Annotated in this window: 21 protein-coding genes; 13 read left to right on the forward strand and 8 right to left on the reverse strand. The window is 36.6% G+C overall.

The genetic code is table 11. The features are described from left to right. Nucleotides 1-54: 54 nt before the first annotated feature. Nucleotides 55-483 (reverse strand): NIPSNAP family protein, encoded by a 429-nt coding sequence (locus tag LIV57_RS03125; protein ID WP_227941382.1) that lies wholly within the window; start codon nucleotides 481-483, stop codon nucleotides 55-57. A 200-nt stretch (nucleotides 484-683) separates the two neighbouring features. Between LIV57_RS03125 and LIV57_RS03130 the strand changes: the two genes are divergently transcribed. The 3 genes from LIV57_RS03130 to LIV57_RS03140 are packed head-to-tail and all read left to right on the forward strand — an operon-like array spanning nucleotide 684 to nucleotide 3,582. Continuing rightward, a complete protein-coding gene (locus LIV57_RS03130; RefSeq protein ID WP_110008686.1) occupies nucleotides 684-1,286 on the forward strand; it encodes a phosphatase PAP2 family protein in 603 nt (200 codons plus the stop codon). Nucleotides 1,287-1,294: 8 nt separating this feature from the next. Next, nucleotides 1,295-1,786, forward strand: a complete 492-nt coding sequence (locus tag LIV57_RS03135) for a BlaI/MecI/CopY family transcriptional regulator (RefSeq protein ID WP_227941383.1) — start codon at nucleotides 1,295-1,297, stop codon at nucleotides 1,784-1,786. A gap of 23 nt (nucleotides 1,787-1,809) precedes the next feature. Beyond that, a complete protein-coding gene (locus LIV57_RS03140) occupies nucleotides 1,810-3,582 on the forward strand; it encodes a DUF4153 domain-containing protein (protein WP_227941384.1) in 1,773 nt (590 codons plus the stop codon). 64 nt (nucleotides 3,583-3,646) lie between these two features. Here the strand turns inward: LIV57_RS03140 and LIV57_RS03145 are convergent, their stop codons facing one another. Beyond that, a complete protein-coding gene (locus LIV57_RS03145; protein WP_227941385.1) occupies nucleotides 3,647-4,405 on the reverse strand; it encodes a hypothetical protein in 759 nt (252 codons plus the stop codon). A 140-nt stretch (nucleotides 4,406-4,545) separates the two neighbouring features. After that, nucleotides 4,546-4,896 carry an RNA recognition motif domain-containing protein gene (locus LIV57_RS03150; protein WP_034696719.1) on the reverse strand — a complete coding sequence of 117 codons (351 nt, stop codon included), beginning with the start codon at nucleotides 4,894-4,896 and terminating at the stop codon, nucleotides 4,546-4,548. 346 nt (nucleotides 4,897-5,242) lie between these two features. Here LIV57_RS03150 and LIV57_RS03155 point away from each other — a divergent pair, with 346 nt between their 5' ends. From LIV57_RS03155 to LIV57_RS03195, 9 genes are all read left to right on the forward strand, one after another. Beyond that, entirely contained in the window at nucleotides 5,243-5,656 is a 414-nt protein-coding gene (locus LIV57_RS03155) for a DUF6157 family protein (RefSeq protein WP_227941386.1), read from the forward strand. A 97-nt stretch (nucleotides 5,657-5,753) separates the two neighbouring features. Beyond that, a complete protein-coding gene (locus LIV57_RS03160) occupies nucleotides 5,754-6,149 on the forward strand; it encodes an acyl-CoA thioesterase (RefSeq protein ID WP_137903989.1) in 396 nt (131 codons plus the stop codon). Continuing rightward, a complete protein-coding gene (locus LIV57_RS03165) occupies nucleotides 6,146-6,706 on the forward strand; it encodes a helix-turn-helix domain-containing protein (RefSeq protein ID WP_227941387.1) in 561 nt (186 codons plus the stop codon). Before LIV57_RS03160 ends, LIV57_RS03165 begins: the two co-directional genes overlap by 4 nt. A 182-nt stretch (nucleotides 6,707-6,888) precedes the next feature. Then, a complete protein-coding gene (locus LIV57_RS03170) occupies nucleotides 6,889-9,756 on the forward strand; it encodes a heavy metal translocating P-type ATPase (protein ID WP_227941388.1) in 2,868 nt (955 codons plus the stop codon). A 4-nt stretch (nucleotides 9,757-9,760) separates the two neighbouring features. Next, nucleotides 9,761-10,489: a DUF72 domain-containing protein gene (locus LIV57_RS03175; RefSeq protein WP_227941389.1), complete on the forward strand. Its 729-nt coding sequence runs from the start codon at nucleotides 9,761-9,763 to the stop codon at nucleotides 10,487-10,489. Nucleotides 10,490-10,784: 295 nt separating this feature from the next. After that, nucleotides 10,785-11,651 (forward strand): polysaccharide deacetylase family protein, encoded by an 867-nt coding sequence (locus LIV57_RS03180; protein WP_227941390.1) that lies wholly within the window; start codon nucleotides 10,785-10,787, stop codon nucleotides 11,649-11,651. Nucleotides 11,652-11,715: 64 nt separating this feature from the next. Further along, nucleotides 11,716-12,375, forward strand: a complete 660-nt coding sequence (locus tag LIV57_RS03185) for a YggS family pyridoxal phosphate-dependent enzyme (protein ID WP_227941391.1) — start codon at nucleotides 11,716-11,718, stop codon at nucleotides 12,373-12,375. 56 nt (nucleotides 12,376-12,431) lie between these two features. Next, nucleotides 12,432-13,616 carry a sigma-54-dependent transcriptional regulator gene (locus tag LIV57_RS03190; RefSeq protein ID WP_110008675.1) on the forward strand — a complete coding sequence of 395 codons (1,185 nt, stop codon included), beginning with the start codon at nucleotides 12,432-12,434 and terminating at the stop codon, nucleotides 13,614-13,616. A gap of 100 nt (nucleotides 13,617-13,716) precedes the next feature. Further along, nucleotides 13,717-15,078, forward strand: a complete 1,362-nt coding sequence (locus tag LIV57_RS03195) for an MATE family efflux transporter (RefSeq protein WP_227941392.1) — start codon at nucleotides 13,717-13,719, stop codon at nucleotides 15,076-15,078. Nucleotides 15,079-15,232: 154 nt separating this feature from the next. Here LIV57_RS03195 and LIV57_RS03200 read toward each other — a convergent pair whose 3' ends face one another. Then, complete coding sequence (locus tag LIV57_RS03200) at nucleotides 15,233-15,736, reverse strand: GNAT family N-acetyltransferase (RefSeq protein WP_227941393.1); 504 nt, start codon at nucleotides 15,734-15,736, stop codon at nucleotides 15,233-15,235. 180 nt (nucleotides 15,737-15,916) lie between these two features. Beyond that, nucleotides 15,917-16,480: a Crp/Fnr family transcriptional regulator gene (locus tag LIV57_RS03205; protein WP_227941394.1), complete on the reverse strand. Its 564-nt coding sequence runs from the start codon at nucleotides 16,478-16,480 to the stop codon at nucleotides 15,917-15,919. A gap of 76 nt (nucleotides 16,481-16,556) precedes the next feature. On the opposite strand from LIV57_RS03205, the gene LIV57_RS03210 reads away from it, so the two are divergent. After that, entirely contained in the window at nucleotides 16,557-17,252 is a 696-nt protein-coding gene (locus LIV57_RS03210) for an HAD family hydrolase (protein ID WP_227941395.1), read from the forward strand. 124 nt (nucleotides 17,253-17,376) lie between these two features. Here LIV57_RS03210 and LIV57_RS03215 read toward each other — a convergent pair whose 3' ends face one another. The 3 genes from LIV57_RS03215 to era all read right to left on the reverse strand — a co-directional run bounded on the left by LIV57_RS03215 (nucleotide 17,377) and on the right by era (nucleotide 21,285). Next, nucleotides 17,377-19,779, reverse strand: coding sequence for an alpha/beta hydrolase family protein (locus LIV57_RS03215; RefSeq protein ID WP_227941396.1), 2,403 nt, complete (start codon nucleotides 19,777-19,779; stop codon nucleotides 17,377-17,379). A gap of 135 nt (nucleotides 19,780-19,914) precedes the next feature. Further along, the gene (locus tag LIV57_RS03220) at nucleotides 19,915-20,343 is read right to left on the reverse strand and encodes a DoxX family protein (protein WP_110008670.1); all 429 of its coding nucleotides are present in this window, start codon (nucleotides 20,341-20,343) and stop codon (nucleotides 19,915-19,917) included. Between the two features lie 66 nt (nucleotides 20,344-20,409). Then, nucleotides 20,410-21,285, reverse strand: a complete 876-nt coding sequence (era, locus tag LIV57_RS03225; protein WP_227941397.1) for a GTPase Era — start codon at nucleotides 21,283-21,285, stop codon at nucleotides 20,410-20,412.

Consider the following 21,285-nt stretch of genomic DNA (forward strand, 5'->3'; position numbering starts at 1 on the left):
TATGCTTCACTCTCCATTTCCTTCCCCTTTAATTATTGTTAATATACCTTTTGGTTATTTCAACAGCTTTTTTTCCGGAGAAAAACCGGTAAGTTTGAGCGTTCTGTCTTCAATTTCATTAACAAAATTGCCATATTGGCTGGCTGTTCTTGCTTTAATTTCCTTCCATTCCTGATCTGCCATAAATCCTTCCCAGGCCGTTTTCATAGTGGCTTCATCTTTCCATTCAAGCAGATAAACAAATTCTGTTTTATCTTTAAATTCCGATTCCCAGATCGACACAATGGTAAATCCATATTTTTTCATTATTCTCAGAGCATGATCTCTGAAGCGGTCCAGAAAAACCTGCTTGTTCTCTTTGGGAATTTCATAAATTCTTAATTGATGTACAGGCGGCGGCGAAGAAATATTTTCCGTGGAAACCTTTTGTCCGAAAGTAAAAAATCCTAAGATAACCAATACGAATGTGAATAGGTGCTTCATGATAGTGATGATTAAACTGATCAATTAAAAATAAAACATTTCCTGCAAAATTTAATATTAATCTAAAAAAGTAAAAAAAGGTTATCGCATCAAAACCTATTAATAATGAATTATTTTCTCAATTTATCCATCAACTTCAGACGGCTTCTTCCCCTTGTTTTTTGAGGTTATAATAGTATATTTGGTTTTTAAACTTGATTATGGAAGAAAAGCAGTCTTCATTATTACACAAAATTTCAAAAGTCATTTCTGATTTTTTTAATCCTTTGGTCTCTCTGATCATTTTCTTTACCTACATGAGCATCAGGGAATATTCTCTTAAGGATTCTATGCTGTATTTTCTGCCTGTATTATTAATGATCATTATTCCGGTTGTTGTATGGCTGGTATGGAATGTAAAAACGGGAAGATACACCAATATGGATGTCTCCAACCGTGTTCAAAGGAAAAGCCTGTATATATTTATTGCAGTTTGTGTCATTGTTTATCTTCTTTTTAATTATATCAGAAACGGATATATTGATCTTGTCATGCTGTTTATTCTGGTACTGCTTTTCGCCCTGCAGATCAGCAATCTTTTTATAAAAAGCTCGATGCATACAGCATTCAATGTATTTGTAGCAGCATTATTTTTCTCACTTGACTGGAAAATGGGTCTGGTATGGCTGGGAATTGCTGTTTTGGTCGGAATTACCCGTATCATTTTAAAAAGACATACCGTAAAAGAAGTATTTATGGGGGCTGGAATAGCTTTTCTGGTATCTTTTATCTATCTTTATTGCAATATTCAATTTCAACATTAGAATACTCTATGAAAATAAATCATCTTACTGCCGCAGAAGAAAACTTTATGAAGCTGTTTTGGAAAATGGAATCTTTCTATCTGAAGGACGTTATGGAGCAGCATCCGGAACCGAAACCACACCAGAATACGGTTTCCACTTATTTGAAAATATTAGTTGAAAAAGGCTATCTGTCTACTGTAAAAGAAGGAAGAATCTTCAAATACAGCGTGCTTGTTCCTTTAGAAGAGTATAAAAAATTCCTGTTAAAAGAGCTTTCATATAACTTTTTTAATCATTCAGGAAAGGAAATTCTGGAGCTTTTATTAAGTGAAAAATTAATTTCCCAGGAAGACATGAAAGGTTATTTTGATCTTAAAATCGAAATAAAGCCGGCAAAAATTGAAGAACCTAAGTTCGAAGTAGCTGAAGAAATCCTGAATCCCAAAAAAGAAAAGAAAACCAAAGGAAAGGAAAAAGACAAGGACAAGGACAAAAAGAAGAAAAAGAAAAAAGATTAATTTAAATTAAAAAACACCAAATCATGAAAACAAAATTCCAGGAAACTTTAAGCCGGGCCAATGAAGCCATTTTCCGATATCCGATGGTTTTGGTAATGGCTTTATTAGCTTCTGCCGGTGCCATATGTATTGCGGAAACAGATCGCTTTGAAATCACTTCTTATATCAAATTTACCATTTGTGCCTGTTTGGGAATTTCCCTGATGTTTGCATTAAAAATGCTGTCACAAAGAATCGGAAAAGAATTATTACTGCACGTATCCGGCGTTATCTTTCTCATCGGTTTTTATTGTATTCTCCCTGACAGAAAGGAAAGTTTTACAGAAGTGCATGCTTATCTTATTGCTGTTACCGCTCTTCTTTCCCATTTACTCGTATCATTTATTCCGTTTCTGGAGAGAGACAGAGAGCTCAGGTTCTGGCAGTACAACAAAAATCTTTTTATCAATATCTTTCTTACTGCCGTATTTACAGGAGTTTTGACTGGTGGCGTTGAATTGGCAATTCTGGCCATTGATAAACTTTTTGATTTTAACTTTCATGACAGAATTTACAGAGATACTTTCTTTGTTCTCGCTATTTTCGGGAGCAGTTTTATTTTCCTTTTATTTAATGATAAAGGCTTAAACAACCTTGAAAAAGATGGTACCTATCCCGTTGTTCTGAAGTTTTTCACTCAGTTTATTTTAATTCCTTTACTCCTGATCTATGTAACGATCCTTTATTTCTATTCTGTTAAAATAGTCATCAACTGGCAGCTTCCGAGAGGCTGGGTTTCTTATCTTGTTTTAGCGTACAGCATTGTGGGTATCCTTGCATTACTTCTTGTACATCCTCTGAAACAAGAAAACGCAAAATCCTGGGTCAGGATATTCTCAAAAGTATTCTATTATACAATACTACCTTTGATTGCTCTGCTTTTCACTGCAATTTTCACCAGAATTTTAGAATATGGCTATACAGAACCAAGGTACTTTGTTCTCCTGCTTGCTTTATGGCTGTCAAGCATAGTTGTCTACTTTATTTTCAACAAAAAAGCCACCATAAAATTCATTCCTGTCAGCTTATTTTTATTTGGCGTTTTTGCATTGATTTTCCCTTACCTTAATGCTTTTAGCGTGGCTAAAAGAAGTCAGAAAACGGAATTAATGAATATCTTAAACCAGCATCAGCTGATCAGTGCCGGCAAGATTAATTTCCAGAAAAAAGTTACAGATACGATCCGTACTGAAATTGCCAATAAATTTGAATTTCTGGCTGAAAGAAAACAAGGGGCATTCCTATCGGGTTTACTGAATGAAAAAGATCAGGCTGAATTATCGGAGAATATTAAAAAAGGTTCCTTTTACAGCATTCAGAATAAATTTTCAGATGTGAATGTCACTGTAAAAAACAGGGCGTATGAAATGAACAAACTCGTTCTTATTCGTAAAGAACAGGCTGTAGAAATCGGGAATTATCAATATTTAATTTCTTTCCACCGTTATAGCAGAGATCCACAACAACTGAATAATGACCAGTTTGAGCTTACGGACCAACTGACAGAAAAATCCTCATTGAAACTCAGTTTAAATGATCAGGAAGAAATAGATTTCGGACCACAGATCATTAAACTATTTGAGGAAAATAAAAACAAAACAGGAAACGTAAAACTTCCTGAAATTGCGATGGAATCTGACTTAAGCAAGTATCACGTTAAACTTATTTTCAATGAGATTACAAAGGAAAAATACTCTGAAGATGACACTGCCGATATTTATTACGAAAACGTTTACATTCTTATAAAATTAAAATAAGCATTACAATAGAAAAGAGACTACCTTCTGGATAGTCTCTTTTATTTATCTGATTTTGTATTATTTATCTGTTCGTTCCGGAACTCCAAAGCGGAGAGTTCCTTCCGTAGATCACAAGATTTCCGTCATTTTGTACTGTAAGTTTTACAGCGCCTCTGTTTTCTGTGTTTGAACTCCACACTGCTCTGTTGTAAGAATCATATACTACCAGGTTTCCGTCACCCTGGAATTCAGCTTTGCTTCCTCTGTTATCAGTTGCTGTAGCCCAGATAGCACTTCCATTTCTATTGGCTAGAACAAGGTTACCATCATCCTGAAATACAAGATAATAACGACCGTCTGAAGAATACAGTTTTACATCCTTGCGGAATCTGTAGCCTGGTGAAACATAATCGTTGCTTCCGTAACGGTCACGATTTCCCCAGCCATTATTGTTTCTGATACCACCTTTAGATGCCCATAGAGGATTGGATCCGTTATAGATCACAAGATTACCGTCATCCTGAACAGATAACTTGTTAGCTCCTTTGCCATCTGTATTTGAACTGAAGGCAACACCATTTCCACGTGTATACACTACCAGATTACCATCTTCCTGGAAAATTGCTCTTACTCCTCTGTTGGTTGTCTTTGCTTCCCATGCAGGAACACCGGATTTGTTATAAAAAACCAGGTTTCCATCATTTTGAAAGATCAGGTAATATTCATTGTTATCAGCCCAGTACTTTCTGTCCTGTCTTATGGTCTGACCTGCATAAATGCTTTGCGCGTTGATCAATAACCCGCCAAACACCATCATTAATGCTAATAAATTTTTTTTCATTATAATTTTTTTTTGTTTCGTTGATTATTCTCTAAAAGTATGCCAAAATACCACAACATTTCACCCCAAAATTATAATTAAATGATTTACTGGAAATTAAATTTCCATAAAAAAAGCGGCTTAAAAGCCGCTTCATATTTTTACCAACGATTTCCGCCTCCGCCACGGTTGTTACCATAGCCTCCGCCTCTATTGTTGTTGTTACCATAACCTCCACCTCTGTTGTTATCGAAGCTTCTTCTTGGTTTTTCTTCTCTTGGTTTAGCTTCAGATACGTTTAGAGTTTTTCCGTTGAATTCTTTTTGGTTAAGAGCTTCAATAGCTTGCTTTCCTTCTTCATCACCCATCTCTACGAAACCGAAACCTCTGGAACGACCAGTTTCTCTGTCTGTAACGATTTTAGCTGATGATACATCTCCAAATTCTGCGAATAGATCGTGCAACTCATACTCTTTAGTTGCGTAATTGATGTTTGAAACAAAAATGTTCATTTTAAATAAATTAAAAAATTAATAAAAATTTGGTATATAAAAGAAAAACAACATAAATTAATGAACAAATATTGATTCCAAATATAAACGTATGCAAGATACAATTAAAAATTTCAAATCAAAGCTTTTTTTACATATTTCTCACATTATGTTGAGTACAAACTGTTAAAACGGACATAAAAACAATTTAAATAATTGAAAATCAAATAATTAAATACTGTATTATCATTTAGTTAATTTATTTAACATTTGACGTAAAAAACAACCTTTATCCAACTTAATCCTGCATTTGTATTGACGCACTTATTTTCATTTTAAATTCGAAAAAACATCAAATCATCAACATATGAAACAGCATACCACCAATTACACAGATACTCTTATTGAAATTGCTGAAGACTGTCCGGTTTCCCAGGCACAGATTCCTCCGGAAAAGAAAACAAAGACACTCGCCAACCTTCAATATGAGAAGCTTATAAAACATCCTTATCAATACTCGTCCGATGATCTTATTTTTGAATGTTATGCAATTAAAAATGATCTATCAGAAAGCGAAAAACAAAGTGAAAGAGAAAAATTCTTTTCCAAAGGCCAGCCCTGCCTTCGCTGCTCTCCTCTTGCAAAAAAATACGGATTCGGGTTTCATCACAATTCCGAAGGAAAAGTTGCCCTGATTCCTGTGGAGAGTGAAGAATATCAAACATTGCTTAATGACCCTTCCATAGCAAAAACAAAAGCCATGCGCTCCAAAAGAAAATGATTGAGAACATGAATAATTCTTTTCAGTTCAATAAATACTATTCTTTTGAAAAGATCATCTTTTAACACTAAATTTGTACTTCAAATTATTAAAAGATATGAACTACCATACCAGAAAATGGGTGAAGCCCGAAGATTTAAATCCCAACCATTCACTTTTCGGAGGAAGACTTCTTCAATGGATTGACGAAGAGGCGGCATTGTATGCTATCATCCAATTGGAAAACACAAAAGTAGTAACCAAATTTATCTCTGAAATCAACTTCGTGAGCTCCGCCAAACAGGGAGATATTATAGAAATAGGAATTGAAGCTACTCATTTCGGTTCTTCTTCCATTACTTTAAGATGTGATGTAAGAAACAAAATGACTCATCAGACGATTATTACTGTAGAAAGAATTGTTATGGTTAACCTTGATGCGGAAGGCAATCCCGCTCCTCACGGTAAAACCCAGATTGAATTCGTAAAAGACAGGTTAAACAAAAGCTTATGAAAATATTCATAAAGAATATGGTCTGCAACAGATGTATTGCGGCAGTAGAAAATATTTTCCGTAATGCAGATGTAAGGATAAGCAATATCTTATTAGGTGAAGTAGAAACAGAGAATGAAATTTCACCTGAAAAAATGCAGATGATAGAAAAGGAATTGCTCGATACAGGTTTTGAAAGGATCATGGATTCTGCACATCAGACCGTAGAAAAAATCAAAAACCTGATTATTGTAAAAATAAGCGATCTTGATATCTCAGAAGATTTTCTGCTTTCAGAATTTTTAAGTTCGAAACTTCACAAGGATTACAGCGCTCTTTCAAAAACATTTTCACAAAACGAAAATATCACATTAGAGCAGTTCTTCATTCTTCAGAAAATTGAAAAGGTAAAGGAACTTCTTTTGTACAATGAATTCAATCTTACCGAAATCGCAGGAAAGCTTGGCTACAAAAGCGTTCAGCATCTTTCTTCCCAATTCCGCAATATAACCGGATTTACTCCTACAGAGTTTAAAAAACTTAAAGAGCACCATCGCAAAGCGCTTGACAATCTCTAATACATTTGAGTGTTTGGGCGTTTAATGAGTGAAGGAATTAAATATCCCTATCACACTTACAAACTCTCAAACGCTCAAACCCTACAACTCTCCCACTCCACCTAATTTTATAACTATTATCCTTAAATTTATAACAACCTTAGGTTTCCATTTTGGAAATTTGTAGTATAAATTTAAGAATCATGGAACAACAGTATAAAATACTCGGAATGACCTGTTCCGGCTGCCAGAAAAAGATATCCAACCAACTGAACAGTGTTGAGGGCGTCACTGCCGATGTAAATCTGGAAACCCATACCGCCACCATCACTTCTGATCATGGAGTGAAACTTTCAGTTTTGAATGATGCTTTGGCAGAGATAGGAAAATACAGACTTGAAGATCCTGATCATCCTGAGAAAACTTTTATAAAACCTCAGGACCGTGTATCGCCGTCTTCGGTATACTATTGTCCGATGGAATGCGAAGGCGATAAAGTTTATTTCAAGCAGGGAGAAAGATGCCCTGTCTGCAAAATGTATCTGGTTCCTATTGAAGAAAAGCTGGCTAAAGATCCTAATCATAAACCAACCTATTCATCAACCAACCTTCCTGAAAACTTTAAAGACAGTATAGGAAAATACTATTGCCCAATGTTTTGCGAAGGGGATAAAGTATATGATGAAAAAGGCAGCTGCCCTGTTTGTCATATGGATTTGGAGCCCATTACTGAAGAACTTGTACAAAATGTAAGCTCTCATCAGCATCACGCTCATTCCCATGCTCACAACCATCACGATCACCATCACAGCCATCATCACGAAGCACCAAAAGTGACCGATGAAATGGCCGGCAGATATTACTGTCCGATGTACTGTGAAGGCGATAAAACCTACGATTCCAATGTAGGATGTCCTGTCTGCGGAATGGATCTTGTAAAATATCCTGAAAAGAAAACCGCAAAATACACATGTCCTATGCACCCGGAAATCATCCGTGACGAACCGGGAGACTGCCCGATCTGTGGAATGGATCTCGTAAGAATGCCGGACAGCAGTGATGACGAAGAGGATGAAACTTATAATATACTTAAAAGAAAATTTTTTATTTCACTGGCATTTACCATTCCGGTTTTCATTCTTTCAATGGGAGGAATGGTGATCAACTTCCCTTTCTCTCATCAGATCCAGGGATTTATTGAGCTTGCTTTGACTCTTCCTGTAATGTTTTATTCAGGATGGTTTCTGTTGAAAAGAGGCTGGGTTTCCTTCAAAACATGGAACCTCAATATGTTCAGTCTTATTGCTCTAGGAGTTGCTGCAGCATTTATTTTCAGTATTGTTGCTCTGATATTTCCAGACATTATTCCACATGAAATTCGTGGACACAATCATGAAATCCCACTGTATTTTGAGGCAGTCTGTGTGATTTTAACCCTTGTTATTTTAGGCCAGCTGATGGAAGCAGCAGCTCATAAAAAAACAGGAAATGCCATCAAAGAATTAATGAACCTTTCACCGGATGAAGCCAACCTTATAATAAACGGTGAAGAAAAGAAAGTTCTGCTCTCCCAGGTAAAAATAGGAGATTTATTAAAAGTAAAACCTGGAGAAAAAATCCCGGTAGACGGAAAAATCATTGAAGGAAATTCTATCGTAGACGAAAGTATGATTACAGGAGAACCTGTTCCCGTTGAAAAAAGTGTAGACGATAAAGTATCTTCCGGAACCATCAACGGTAATCAGGTATTCATTATGAAGGCCGAAAAGGTAGGTGATGAAACACTGCTTTCCCAGATCATTAAAATGGTGAATGAAGCCAGCCGCAGCAAAGCTCCTATCCAGAAGCTTACCGATAAAGTTTCTAAAGTATTTGTCCCTGTAGTCATTCTTATTGCTGTGCTTACTTTTATTCTGTGGCAGTTTTTCGGTCCGGAAGGGAAAAAAACCTTATTTGCTTTTGTAAATGCTGTTGCAGTTCTTATTGTGGCTTGTCCCTGTGCACTTGGTCTGGCAACTCCCATGTCTTTAATGGTAGGAATCGGGAAAGGGGCTAAAAATGGAATTCTGATCAAAAATGCAGAAGCTCTTGAACAGATGAATAAAGTAAATGTTCTGATTACCGATAAAACAGGAACTTTAACAGAGGGAAAACCTTCAGTAGAACATATTGAAACGGTAAACGGAGATGAGAATCACATTTTAAAACTGGCTTTTTCTTTGAACCAAAATTCTGAACACCCGCTTTCCAATGCCGTCATCAAAAGAGCAAAAGAAGAGAATATAACTGCTGAAAAAGTAGATCAGTTTGAAAACATATCCGGAAAAGGAGTCAAAGGAAATATCAACGGTAAGACCGCTTATCTTGGAAATGAAAGTCTATTGACCACGCATCAGATTATAATTCCGGAGAGCTTAAAACAGAAAGCAGTAGAAGTTCAGTCAAAAGCTCATACTATTTCTTATATCGCACAGGAACAGCAGGTGCTGGGATTCGTAAGCTTTACGGATAAAATCAAAGAAAGCTCTAAGAAAGCCGTAAAACAGCTGATGAGCGAAGGAATAGACGTCATCATGATGACCGGAGACAATGAACATACCGCCAAAGCCGTAGCTGATGAATTAGGAATCAAACATTTCAAAGCCAACTGTTTTCCTGAAGACAAGCTGAATGAAGTAAAAAAACTACAGCAGCAAGGCAAAATTGTAGCGATGACGGGAGACGGAATCAACGACTCTCCTGCCCTTGCACAGTCTGATGTGGGAATTGCCATGGGCACAGGAACAGATGTTGCCATTGAAAGTGCTGAAATTACTTTATTAAAAGGCGATATCCTAGGTGTTGCAAAAGCTAAATTACTGAGTGAAAAGCTTCTCAGAAACATTAAGGAAAATCTGTTCTTCGCATTCATCTATAATGTACTGGGCGTTCCGGTTGCGGCAGGATTATTGTATCCATTCTTTGGAATTCTCTTATCACCAATGATTGCAGCTGCTGCGATGAGCTTCAGCTCCCTGTCTGTGATACTGAATTCATTAAGGTTAAACTCCGTGGATCTGGATATAAAATAATAACATGACAAAAGAAAATCTTTACATAGGGTGTTCGGGATTTTATAATAATGACTGGAAAGGGTCTTTATATCCTGAAAATGCTCCAAGTAAAGATTTTCTTTCTCTATACTCAAAAACGTTCAATGCCGTAGAAATCAATTCTACTTTTTACAGGAAGCCAACCTCAAAAACACTGTTGAAGTGGCATGATGAAACACCCGGGGGATTCAGATTTTTCATTAAAATTCCAAAGGCCATTACGCATCAAAACCGGCTTGAAAATTCAAAAGACGAGGTTGCTGTATTCTGTGACCACATTCAGGACAGTCTGAAAGATAAACTTTCCGGATTTCTGTATCAGCTTCCTCCTTCCTTTAAAAATACGGCAGAGAATACAGAACGGATTATCAACAATATTGATCCCAGATTTCTGAACGTCATTGAATTCCGGCACAGCTCATGGTGGCAAAAAGAGATATCCGATCTTTTAAAACAACATGATATTGTCTTCTCAGGTGTAAGTTTTCCAGACCATCTTCCTGAAGACCTTATTATTAATCATCCGGAAATACTCTATTACAGGCTTCATGGAAAACCCGTCCTTTACAAATCAGAATATAGTAAAGATTTCATGGATGCATTAGCTGAAAAGATTAAAAATGCCTCTCAAACCTCTTTTATTTTCTTTAATAATACCTGGGGAACGGCAGCTATTAAAAATTCGTTGTATCTAAAAAATATTTTGGAATAACACCCCGGCAGATTGATTTGATTTTGTTAAAATAAAATAATTCCCCGTCAATTGAAGAATATTGAAATCTTAACAAACATAGAAAAACACTATCGTTTTCACATTTATAAATGTTAAATTTTAAAGAAAAGAAAATCATAAATTTACAACTTGTCAGGTAGTGGAAATTTCCCTTAAAATAAAGTTCTTAAAATAAACTTAAAAAGAAAAAACACTGCACAGCTTGGCATATAATTTGTTAATTTTCAACTGTTATTTTTAACGATTTTTAACAATTTAAAATTCCATTATTTTTATGAGAAAAATTTTTGCGGGAAAGTCAAAAAATATGACTTTTCTTGGGATGGTTGCATTGATGAGTGCAACTTCAGCATTACTGAACAGCTGTAATTTCAAAAACGAAGTGAATAATGACCCCGTCGTCAGTTCACAGGAACATCCTTCCGCAGAAATAGTCCCCGATAATAATGAAGAAGAAGCAAACCCTGATAAAAGAGTCATCTACCTTACCTTTGATGACGGCCCCAATCAGGGAACCGAAAACCTTTTAAAAATCCTTGACAAAAGAAACGTTTGCGCAACTGCCTTTCTGGTTGGTAAACATGCTTATGGAAGTAAAAGACAAAAAGATGATTTTCAGCTTTTGAAACAAAATCCTCTTATAGAACTGGCCAATCATAGTTTCACGCATGCTCATAACAAATACACTGATTTTTATAAAAATGCTGACGCTGTAGTTCATGATTTTGATATCGCCAAAGACAGCCTGAAGCTTACTGATAAAATAGCAAGAACTCCCGGAAGAAATATCTGGAGACTCAACAATATCAATGTAACTGATATCAAAAGCTCAACAGCAGCTGCAGACGGCCTTAAAAAAGCCGGCTACAAAGTAATCGGTTGGGATCTTGAATGGAGACCTTCACAAAAAATGACTTTAAAAGGAAGTCATGAAGCCATGATCAAGAAAGTAGACAGTATCTTCTTAAACGATCTTGAGAAGACATCGAGGCACCTTGTATTCCTTACCCACGACCAGTATCTTAGAGATGCAGACTCTATCAATGAACTGGATATGTTTATTGAGAAACTGCAGAAGAGCAACAAATTTGTGTTCAGAAAAATATCTCAATATCCTAAAATCAATGAGGTTTTGAATTAATAACCGCTGCAGACCTGATATCACTAAGCTTTGAACATTCAGAGAATTTTCGGACATTTGTATTATGAGTATTAAAGAGAACTATAAAGCGATAAAAAACCAGCTGCCACCCACTGTGCAGCTGGTTGCTGTTTCTAAAACCCATCCGGTTTCTGCAGTACAGGAAGTCTATGATCTCGGACAAAAGGTTTTTGGAGAAAATAAAGTCCAGGAACTGATGGAAAAAGCTCCTCTCCTTCCTCAGGATATCCAATGGCACCTGATCGGCCACTTACAGACCAATAAAGTGAAGTATATTGCTTCTTTCATAGATACCATACAAAGTGTGGATTCTGAAAAATTATTGACAGAAATCAATAAAGAAGCAGGAAAAAATAACAGAACCATCAAAGTCCTTCTGCAGGTAAAAATTGCAGCTGAGGATAGCAAGTTCGGGCTTGAAGTTTCTGAAGCAAAAGATCTTTTCCAACAATACATTGAGGATAAATTTCCGCATGTTGAAATTACCGGCCTCATGGGAATGGCCACATTCACCGATGATGAGCAGCAGGTTAGAAATGAGTTTTTAACCCTAAAGAAGCTTTTTGATGAATTAAATCAATCAAAAGCATTAAATACCTTATCAATGGGAATGAGTGATGATTTCCCGATAGCGATCGAGTGCGGAGCCAACTCTGTGAGGGTCGGATCTGCTATTTTCGGGAGAAGAGACTACTCCAAATAGAATATTTAGGTACAGTTTTTGCTAATAATTGAAACAAAAAATTTAAATTTGCAACTATGCAAAAAATCCTTATAGTAGAAGACGAAAAAGCAATCTCGGGAGTACTTCACAGTATTCTTTCGGATGAACTCACCGATTATGAATTTGTTATTGCCGAAGATGGCCTTGAAGGTTACAAACAGGTAGAAAAAGAAGATTTCGCATTGGTGATTTCTGATATCAAGATGCCTAAGCTTTCAGGAACCGAGCTTTTGAAACAAAGTCTTGCCTTAAAACCGGAAACTACTTTTATCATGATCTCAGGCCACGCAGACATCGATTCTGCTGTTTCCTGCCTGAAAGAGGGTGCATATGATTTTATTTCCAAGCCCATTGACATCAACAGACTTATTACAAGTGTGAAAAATGCATTGGTAAAGGAGACCCTGAAGAAAGAAAACAAAAACCTTCAGACAGAAAATAAAACCTTAAAGAAAAAAGTAAGTAAAAAATACCAGATGATCGGTACCTCTCCTGCTCTTCAAAAGATTCAGGATATGATTGAAAAGGTAGCCGCTTCTGATGCCAGAGTTCTGATCACCGGGCCTAACGGTGCAGGAAAGGAATTGGTGGCTCATGCGATCCACAATCAAAGTGAGCGTGCAAGAGGTCCTATGGTAGAGGTCAACTGTGCTGCGATTCCGTCTGAACTTATTGAGTCTGAACTTTTCGGACACGTAAAAGGATCTTTTACAGGTGCTATTAAAGATAAGCAGGGAAAATTTGAACAGGCTAATGGTGGAACCATTTTCCTTGATGAGATTGGAGATATGAGCCTTATTGCTCAGGCTAAGGTATTAAGAGCGCTTCAGGAAAGCAAAGTTTCTCCTGTGGGAAGTGATAAAGAAATTAAAGTTGACGTAAGAGTAATTGCGGCAACCAATAAAAATATGCAGAAAGAGATTGAGGAAGGGAAATTCAGAGAAGACCTTTATCATAGACTTTCTGTTATTGAAATCTATGTTCCGCCATTGGATGAAAGAAAAGAAGATATCAAATTGTTGGTTGAGCACTTTTCAGGAATGATTGCTGATGAGCATGGTACTGCTGCGAAAAAGTTTGACGATAAAGCTATTGATGCTTTAAAAGCGCTTTCGTGGACTGGAAATATCAGAGAATTAAGGAATGTTGTCGAGAGATTGATTATTCTTGGTGGAAACACTGTTTCCGAAGGTGACGTTGCAAGTTTTGTAAGGAAATAATAAGCTATTATTGACCATATTATAAAAATTTGCAGTGTTACCACTGCAAATTTTTTTTTGACCCTATTTGAATGATAAACTATATGAATCTTAAAATATTATGAACTTTTTAAACAAAAATTATACGAAAGAATGCCTGACTTTGGCTCTGCCTGTGATGCTTACCCAGGTGGGGCAGGTTTCAGTAAACTTATTCGATAATATTATTGTCGGAAAATTGTTGGGTGCCGATGCGCTGGCATCTGTTTCATTGGGAAATGCTGTATTTTTCTCCATATTTGTACTAGCCCTGGGCTTTTCATTTGCGATTCCTCCATTGGTTTCGGAAGCACATTCCAGAGAGGATCATGCTACGATCAACTCTGTGTTCAGCCACGGTTTTATTATCAATATGTCTGTAGGGATTATCCTTATGGTCATCTTATTGTTGGGAATGCCGCTACTCTATCATTCCGGACAGCCTGCCAAGATCATTCCTGATACGGTAAGCTTTCTAAGCATAATGGTAGTGAGTATGATTCCGTTCATGGCATTTCAGACTCTTCGGGAAGTTTCTGAAGGACTTTCTTATACGATTGGAGTTACCAAAGCAACTATTATTGCCAATATCATCAATATTGCCTTAAACTACGTATTTATTAAAGGACTTTGGGGAATTCCTCCAATGGGAGTTAAAGGATCTGCTTTGGCAACTTTGATTTCCAGAATTTTCATGGTGGTTTTCCTTTATTTTGTATTGCTTAAAGAAAAAAGAACAAGACGTTATATCAAAGATTTTTCTTTAAAAATTCAGAATTTTTCAAAGCAGATGTTTGATAAAATGGTAAAACTGGGATTGCCTACAGCCTTACAGATGTTCTTTGAAGTAACCGCTTTTGCCGGAGCTGCGTTTATCTGTGGATTGATCTCAGCACACGATATTGCTTCCCACCAAATCGCTTTAAGTATGGCTTCATTTACCTTCAACCTGTGTGTCGGTTTCAGTGTTGCATCTACCGTAATGATTGGCAGAAAACTGGGTGAACAAAACTTTGTTGAATTGAGAAAAGTAGGAATCAACAACCTGAAAATTGCTTTTATTTTCATGTGTATCTGTGGACTGGTATTTATTTTAGGCAGAAACATACTTCCGACTTTCTTTACTAAAAAAGAAGAAGTGGAAGTGATTACACTGGCTGCGAAATTAATGATCATCGCCGCTTTATTCCAGCTTTCTGATGGAATTCAGGTGACAGCTTTGGGAATGCTCAGAGGTTTGCAGGATGTGAAAATTCCTTCTATTTACACCTTTATTGCATACTGGGTGATTACCATTCCTTTGGGATATTTCTTCTGTGTTACTTTGGACATGGGCGCATTCGGAATGTGGATCGCACTTGGACTGGGATTAACGGTCTCCGCTGTTTTCCTGGTAAAACGATTCCTGAATATGTCTGCGAAAAGAATTAAGCAGAATTCATAAAAAAAAGCTGTTTCAATATTTGAGACAGCTTTTTTTATTCTTTTTACAGCAGAACATGATTGATGCCCTTTCTTCACATTATGTGTATTTTCTAAACACCAATAGCACAAATTAATTCACAAACAGACACAAGGTATTTATTTTCATGTTCTATTTAATCTATCCTCTTTCCTAAGATCTTCAGACTTCTTTCCACACCATCCAGAATGGCTACATTAGGAAGACTTCCCCAATCTTCAAATCCAAAATGCCTGAATAGTTTTAAACTTGGCTCATTATGAAGGAAAATAAGGGCTACAAGGTTTTTTACTCCAAATTTTCCGGCGTTATCAATACAGTACTGAAGAATAGTTTTTCCGTATCCTTTTCCTCTGCAGGATTCATCCAGGTAAATACTTACTTCTACCGTACCGTTATACGCTGCCCTTTCATGGAATGAACTGAAACTTACCCAACCAACGGTTTGCTTCTGATCATCTTCAACTACCCAAAGCGGTCTTGTCTGGGGATTATGCTCTTCAAACCATTTTAGCTTGCTTTCCACAGAAACTTCTTCCATGTCTGCAGTGACCATTCTTGAAGCAATGGTTGAGTTGTAGATGGCTACGATTTTATTTAAATCTGCTAATTCAGCATTTCTGAACTTTAATGTTTCCATGAATATTGAAGTCAAATTATTGTAATGCAAAAATACTACATTTTAAAAACACCCTGTAAAAACACAATTAATTTATTTTATTTTTAATAATTAAAGCAAACACACCCCTAAAAATACAAGCGTTTTTTTTTGGATAAGCAAAAACTCAATAAATTTAATATTTTTAAGGAGCAAGGAAAATTATTTCAAATCTTTTAAAATTCTATTTAAACTTCTTACTGTAATTCCTAAATAAGCCGCCATATCTTCTTTTGAAATACGAATATTCTGCTTAGCCTGCATTTGTAACAATTGTTTTAAAGTATGTTCTACCGTATACAACTGTTGATAGGATGCCCTGCTGGAAGTATTGATAATTCTCTCTGCAAAAGACTCTAAAAGAAGGTGGTTCAGGGCAAGATCATTTTTGATCAAAGCTTTAAAAACCGGAATCTTTACTGCATATACTTTCACTTCATTGAGAGCTTCAATACTGCACAGACAGTTTATATTTTTGATTAATTCCACTTCCCCGATGATTTCACCGCTTCCCAGAAACTCAACGATGTATTCTTTTCCGTTTTCTTCGGCTAGAAAGCATTTGACAATCCCTTCTTTAATCATCATGACATGAGAAAGCGGATGATCCTGTATCAGTATTTTATCCCCCGCAGAAAAAGGTTTTACTATAATATCGTCACTCCTGTTCTGCTTTTTGTGCAGTTCATCAAGATAATTTAAAAATGTCTGATTCGTCCTTAACATATTCTCCCGGGACAAATGTCCTTTTCTTATTGAGTTTTTATACTGAATTTTGCGGACAGAAAATTACAAAACAAAAATGAATAATCATATTACGACCATTGCTTTTGATGCGGATGATACACTTTGGATCAACGAACCTTATTTTCAGGAAGCAGAAAAAGAATTCTGTGTACTTCTTGAAGATTATCTTCCACAACATTCGGTATCACAGGAATTGTTTAAAACAGAAATGCAGAATCTCCATCTGTACGGTTATGGAGTAAAAGGATTTATGCTTTGTATGGTTGAAACCATATCCAGAATATCCAACAATACAGCCTCATTAGAATTGGTTAATAAAGCTATTCAACTAGGCCGGGAGCTTCTGCAGAAACCTATTGAATTGCTGGATGGCGTTACAGAAACTCTTGAAAGTTTAAAAGGAAAATACAGGCTGGTTGTTGCTACGAAAGGAGATCTGCTGGATCAGGAACGTAAATTGAAAAACTCCGGTTTACAGGAGTACTTCCACCACATTGAAATCATGAGTGACAAGAAAGAAAATGGCTATAAAAAACTGCTGAAACATCTGGATTGTCACCCTGAAAACTTTCTGATGCTTGGAAATTCCATCAAATCGGATATTTTACCGGTACTGGAAATCGGAGGTTTTGCGGCACATATTCCTTACCATGTCACATGGAGCCATGAACAGCATGATGTTACTCTGGAGCATCCGAATTTTATGGAGCTTAAAAGTATTGATGAGATCCTGAAGCATCTTACCATTTAAACCGTTAAGATTGATTAAGCAGATAAGATTATTAAGGTGAGCTTCGCTGTAAGAAATTTTACTTCCCCATTATATTTTAAGTAAAAAAAGAGACTGTTTACAGTAAAACAGTCTCTTTTGTCATTTATTTCTTCAAACACTTTTCAAGGAACTGATCCTGTTCCCATAAAAGGTGTAAGATATTTTCTTTAGCCTGGTATCCGTGGGCTTCTTTTGGAAGAAGAACCATTTTTACAGGAGCCCCCAGATTTTTCAATGCCTGGAAGTATCTTTCCGTCTGCAATGTAAATGTTCCCGGGTTATTATCTGCATCACCGTGAATCAGAAGAAGCGGTGTCTTCATTTTGTCTGCATGCATGAACGGAGACATCGTATTATAGATTTCCGGCACATCCCAATAGTTTCTTTGTTCACTCTGGAATCCGAATGGTGTTAATGTTCTGTTATAAGCACCACTTCTTGCAATTCCACATGCAAAAAGATTAGAATGGGTCAAAAGATTTGCGGTCATGAAGGCACCGTAAGAATGTCCTCCTACAGCTACTTTCTTTTTGTCGATATATCCCAGATGATCCACTGCATCGATAGCAGCCGCAGCATTGGCTACCAATTGCGTAATGAAGGTATCATTAGGCTCTGTTTTTCCTTCACCGATAATCGGGAAAGCGGCATCATCCAGAACAGCATATCCTTTCGTAGTCCAATACACAAAAGATCCGTAATACGGGAATGTAAAGTCATTCGGGTTTTGGGTGTTCTGTCCTGCTGTATTTTTATCTTTATATTCAGTTGGATAAGCCCAGATTAGCAACGGAAGCTTCTCTTTTTTTGCTTTTCTGTCGTAATTGGCAGGAAGATAAAGAGTTCCTGTTAAGGTAACACCATCATTTCTCTTGTAGGTAATCACTTCTTTGTAAACGTCTTTGATACTTTCAAAAGGATTCGCAAAATTGGTTACAGCTTCTGCTTTATTAGATTTAATATTCTTTCTGAAGTAATTCGGATAAAGACTTGGTGATTGCTGAGTTGTAAGGACTTCACCCTTTGAGGCATTAAGGATATCAATGATTTCTTCTTTACCGTTTTTTATATTAGACGTGTAGAGTCTTTTCTTTTTCAGTGATTTAACATCCATTTCGTCAATAAATGGGTGCTGGCCGTCTTTGGTAAATCCGTCCCCGATCAGATAGGCTTTTCCACCTTTCATATCGATTACATATCTCCCGTATTGGTTTTTCGTTGTGTTAAATCTTCCCGGATCGCTGTATACATCCTGATAATTTCTGTCATCAAAAACTTTGGATTCTCCGTTGTTAATATCTATCAGGTAAGATTTTGTATTTCGGGTATCATACCAGCCTTCAGAAACAATCGCATAATGATCATTGGTCCATACTACATCTTCATATCTCTGTCTGGTTTTAAAGAAGGATTTTGGAGCGGCTGTAAACGGAGCTTCCCAGGTAAATATTTCATCCCTGTAATCTGCTTTTTTAGACTGGTCTCCTCCATCCAAAGCTTCAGCATAGGTAAGCGTAGCAGGAGCATCACTTCTCCATGCCATATCTCTTTTTCCGGTTCTTACTGAAGAAAATCCTTTCGGCATGATTTCATTCAGCGGAACATCATTTACTGTTTTCACAATATTTCCTTTCATATCGTAGACAACCGTTGTGGATGGGAACCTATTAAGCGGAACGATATAGGAAAAAGGTTTCTTGATCATGGTAGCCATCAGATAGTTTCCGTCCGGAGAAAAACTTAAGCCCGCATACATATCCTGATCTTTCAGTTTCTTAAGATTTCCTGTAAGATCTACGTTGTAAAGTTCGGAAGCCGTAAGGGTTTCAAAGTTTTTTTCGTCCTGAGGATTTTTCAAAAGATCCTGATACGTTCTGTTCTGGGATACTTTACCGTCTGCTGTTGAAACAATCGGGCCTGTAGGAAGATCTTTAGCGGCATCAATAAGAGCAGCTCTGTTTTGCGGAAGTGTTCTGATCAGGAAGCTTTGAGAGTCATTATACCATACATAAGGCATTCCCAGATTGGCATTCAGATTATCTGCTGTAATTTTTATAGCAGATGCAGTTTCCATATCCACTACCCAAAGCTCCACTCCTTTAGCGGTTGTATTGGTAAAAGCCAGTTTTTTTTCATCCGGTGAAAACGAAACGTAGGCAATTTTTGGATTGGAAGGCAGATTTTTTACCTGAATCTCATTTTTATCATTGATCTTTCTGATCTTCAGATTATTTGAGTAGGTCATGCTGCTTGAAATATTTGTAACCGGGTTGATTCTAAGTCCACCAAGTTTCATTTCACTCTGGCTGAGATCTTCTAATGTTTTATATGTTGGACGATAGGTAAAAACTACCCAGTCTTTTTTGCTGTTCATCAGAACACCTGGAGGTCTGTCATAATCTGCCAGTTTTAAAATCTCAGCAGAAGGCTTTTGATACGTAATATTTTCCTGTGCATCATAAAAATTGAGAAATGCCAGAAGGCAAATAGTCAGTTTTATCTTCATATAAATTCATTTTCTACGAATGTAGTGAATTTTAAAAGAATTTTAACATTAAAAAGTCTCTTACCGCATTGCAATTATTAAAAACAGAAAGGCACTTCATTTCCTGAAGTGCCTTTTATTTATTGTGCTGTAAAATTACCAGTCTGAAGCTCTTTTTCTTCTTTCTATCATATGATCTACTGAAACTTTCCCTGCTCCGGTTACCATGAGTAGAAGATAAACAGAAAGATAGACAAGTGCCATTTCTCTTTTCTCAAAAGGATCTGCTCCGTGTACTGCAAAAGCAGCAATAATCATGGTAAAGATCAGGAAGCCTAAAGAAACTCTTGTAAAAAGCCCTAAAATAAGTAGTATCGAACATACAAATTCAGCAAAAACCGTAAGAATCAGTGAAATCTGAGGGCCAAGTCCCATAAAATCGAAAAACTCAATTTTACCGCCTGCCAACAGCATCTGAAGTTTTGGAAAACCATGGGACAGCATGGCAAAACCAACAAACACTCTCACTGCTAATAATATAATATCTTTAGGTATTGAGCTCCAATTTGAATTATTATAGTTCATCTACTAAAAAATTTATACTAAGGTAATAAAAATCTTTTAATACAACGGGATTCAGGCTATTTTAGTTTATCTGTAACCGAAATTTTTAAGATCTCTGTCGTTCTTTCTCCAGTCTTTTTTCACTTTCACAAATAAGTTCAAATGAATTTTTTTGGTGAAAAACTTCTCCAGATCTATTCTTGCTTCAGTTCCTACTTTCTTGATCGCTTCTCCTTTGTGCCCGATAATAATTCCCTTCTGAGTATCTCTTTCAACATAGATAATTGAATCGATAAAGATAATTCCTTCTTTCTCCTTGAACTGTTCTGTTACCACTTCTACAGAATAGGGAATTTCCTTATCATAATTCAAAAGGATTTTCTCACGAATTGCCTCATTTACGAAAAATCTTTCCGGTTTATCGGTGTACTGATCTTTATCGTAGTAAGGAGGGTTTTCGGGAAGCAGAGATTTTATTTTAGGTAAAATAACTTCAGTGTTGAAGGCATTCAGGGCAGAAATAGGCAGAATTTCAGCTTTTGGAATTCTGTTGTGCCATTCTTCCACCAATTTTTCAAGGCCTGCCTGATCGGTCTGGTCTACTTTATTTAAGAGAAGAAGTACAGGTACAGGGATTTTATTCAGTTTATCAATTAAGAATTCTGATGGTTCCGCTTTATCGGTAACGTCTACAATAAACAGGAAAACGTCAGCATCCTGCAAAGAATCCTTTACAAAATCCATCATTTCTTCCTGCAGTCCGTATTTTGGATCCAATACTCCCGGAGTATCAGAAAATACAATCTGAAGATCATCTTCATTATAAATACCAAAAATTCTGTGGCGGGTTGTCTGAGCTTTCTGCGTTACAATCGCCAGCTTCTCCCCCATTAATTGGTTGAGCAAGGTCGATTTTCCTGCATTGGGCTTTCCAACTATATTTACAAATCCTGCTTTGTGCAT

Source organism: Chryseobacterium sp. X308, assembly GCF_020733145.1.
In the GTDB taxonomy this organism is placed as follows: Bacteria; Bacteroidota; Bacteroidia; order Flavobacteriales; family Weeksellaceae; genus Chryseobacterium; species Chryseobacterium cupriresistens.

Coding starts and splice junctions, on each gene's coding strand:
- LIV57_RS03125 (WP_227941382.1), bottom strand. CDS start 483: ATGAAGCACCTATTCACATTCGTATTGGTTATCTTAGGATTTTTTACT.
- LIV57_RS03130 (WP_110008686.1), top strand. CDS start 684: ATGGAAGAAAAGCAGTCTTCATTATTACACAAAATTTCAAAAGTCATT.
- LIV57_RS03135 (WP_227941383.1), top strand. CDS start 1,295: ATGAAAATAAATCATCTTACTGCCGCAGAAGAAAACTTTATGAAGCTG.
- LIV57_RS03140 (WP_227941384.1), top strand. CDS start 1,810: ATGAAAACAAAATTCCAGGAAACTTTAAGCCGGGCCAATGAAGCCATT.
- LIV57_RS03145 (WP_227941385.1), bottom strand. CDS start 4,405: ATGAAAAAAAATTTATTAGCATTAATGATGGTGTTTGGCGGGTTATTG.
- LIV57_RS03150 (WP_034696719.1), bottom strand. CDS start 4,896: ATGAACATTTTTGTTTCAAACATCAATTACGCAACTAAAGAGTATGAG.
- LIV57_RS03155 (WP_227941386.1), top strand. CDS start 5,243: ATGAAACAGCATACCACCAATTACACAGATACTCTTATTGAAATTGCT.
- LIV57_RS03160 (WP_137903989.1), top strand. CDS start 5,754: ATGAACTACCATACCAGAAAATGGGTGAAGCCCGAAGATTTAAATCCC.
- LIV57_RS03165 (WP_227941387.1), top strand. CDS start 6,146: ATGAAAATATTCATAAAGAATATGGTCTGCAACAGATGTATTGCGGCA.
- LIV57_RS03170 (WP_227941388.1), top strand. CDS start 6,889: ATGGAACAACAGTATAAAATACTCGGAATGACCTGTTCCGGCTGCCAG.
- LIV57_RS03175 (WP_227941389.1), top strand. CDS start 9,761: ATGACAAAAGAAAATCTTTACATAGGGTGTTCGGGATTTTATAATAAT.
- LIV57_RS03180 (WP_227941390.1), top strand. CDS start 10,785: ATGAGAAAAATTTTTGCGGGAAAGTCAAAAAATATGACTTTTCTTGGG.
- LIV57_RS03185 (WP_227941391.1), top strand. CDS start 11,716: ATGAGTATTAAAGAGAACTATAAAGCGATAAAAAACCAGCTGCCACCC.
- LIV57_RS03190 (WP_110008675.1), top strand. CDS start 12,432: ATGCAAAAAATCCTTATAGTAGAAGACGAAAAAGCAATCTCGGGAGTA.
- LIV57_RS03195 (WP_227941392.1), top strand. CDS start 13,717: ATGAACTTTTTAAACAAAAATTATACGAAAGAATGCCTGACTTTGGCT.
- LIV57_RS03200 (WP_227941393.1), bottom strand. CDS start 15,736: ATGGAAACATTAAAGTTCAGAAATGCTGAATTAGCAGATTTAAATAAA.
- LIV57_RS03205 (WP_227941394.1), bottom strand. CDS start 16,480: ATGTTAAGGACGAATCAGACATTTTTAAATTATCTTGATGAACTGCAC.
- LIV57_RS03210 (WP_227941395.1), top strand. CDS start 16,557: ATGAATAATCATATTACGACCATTGCTTTTGATGCGGATGATACACTT.
- LIV57_RS03215 (WP_227941396.1), bottom strand. CDS start 19,779: ATGAAGATAAAACTGACTATTTGCCTTCTGGCATTTCTCAATTTTTAT.
- LIV57_RS03220 (WP_110008670.1), bottom strand. CDS start 20,343: ATGAACTATAATAATTCAAATTGGAGCTCAATACCTAAAGATATTATA.
- era (WP_227941397.1), bottom strand. CDS start 21,285: ATGCACAAAGCAGGATTTGTAAATATAGTTGGAAAGCCCAATGCAGGA.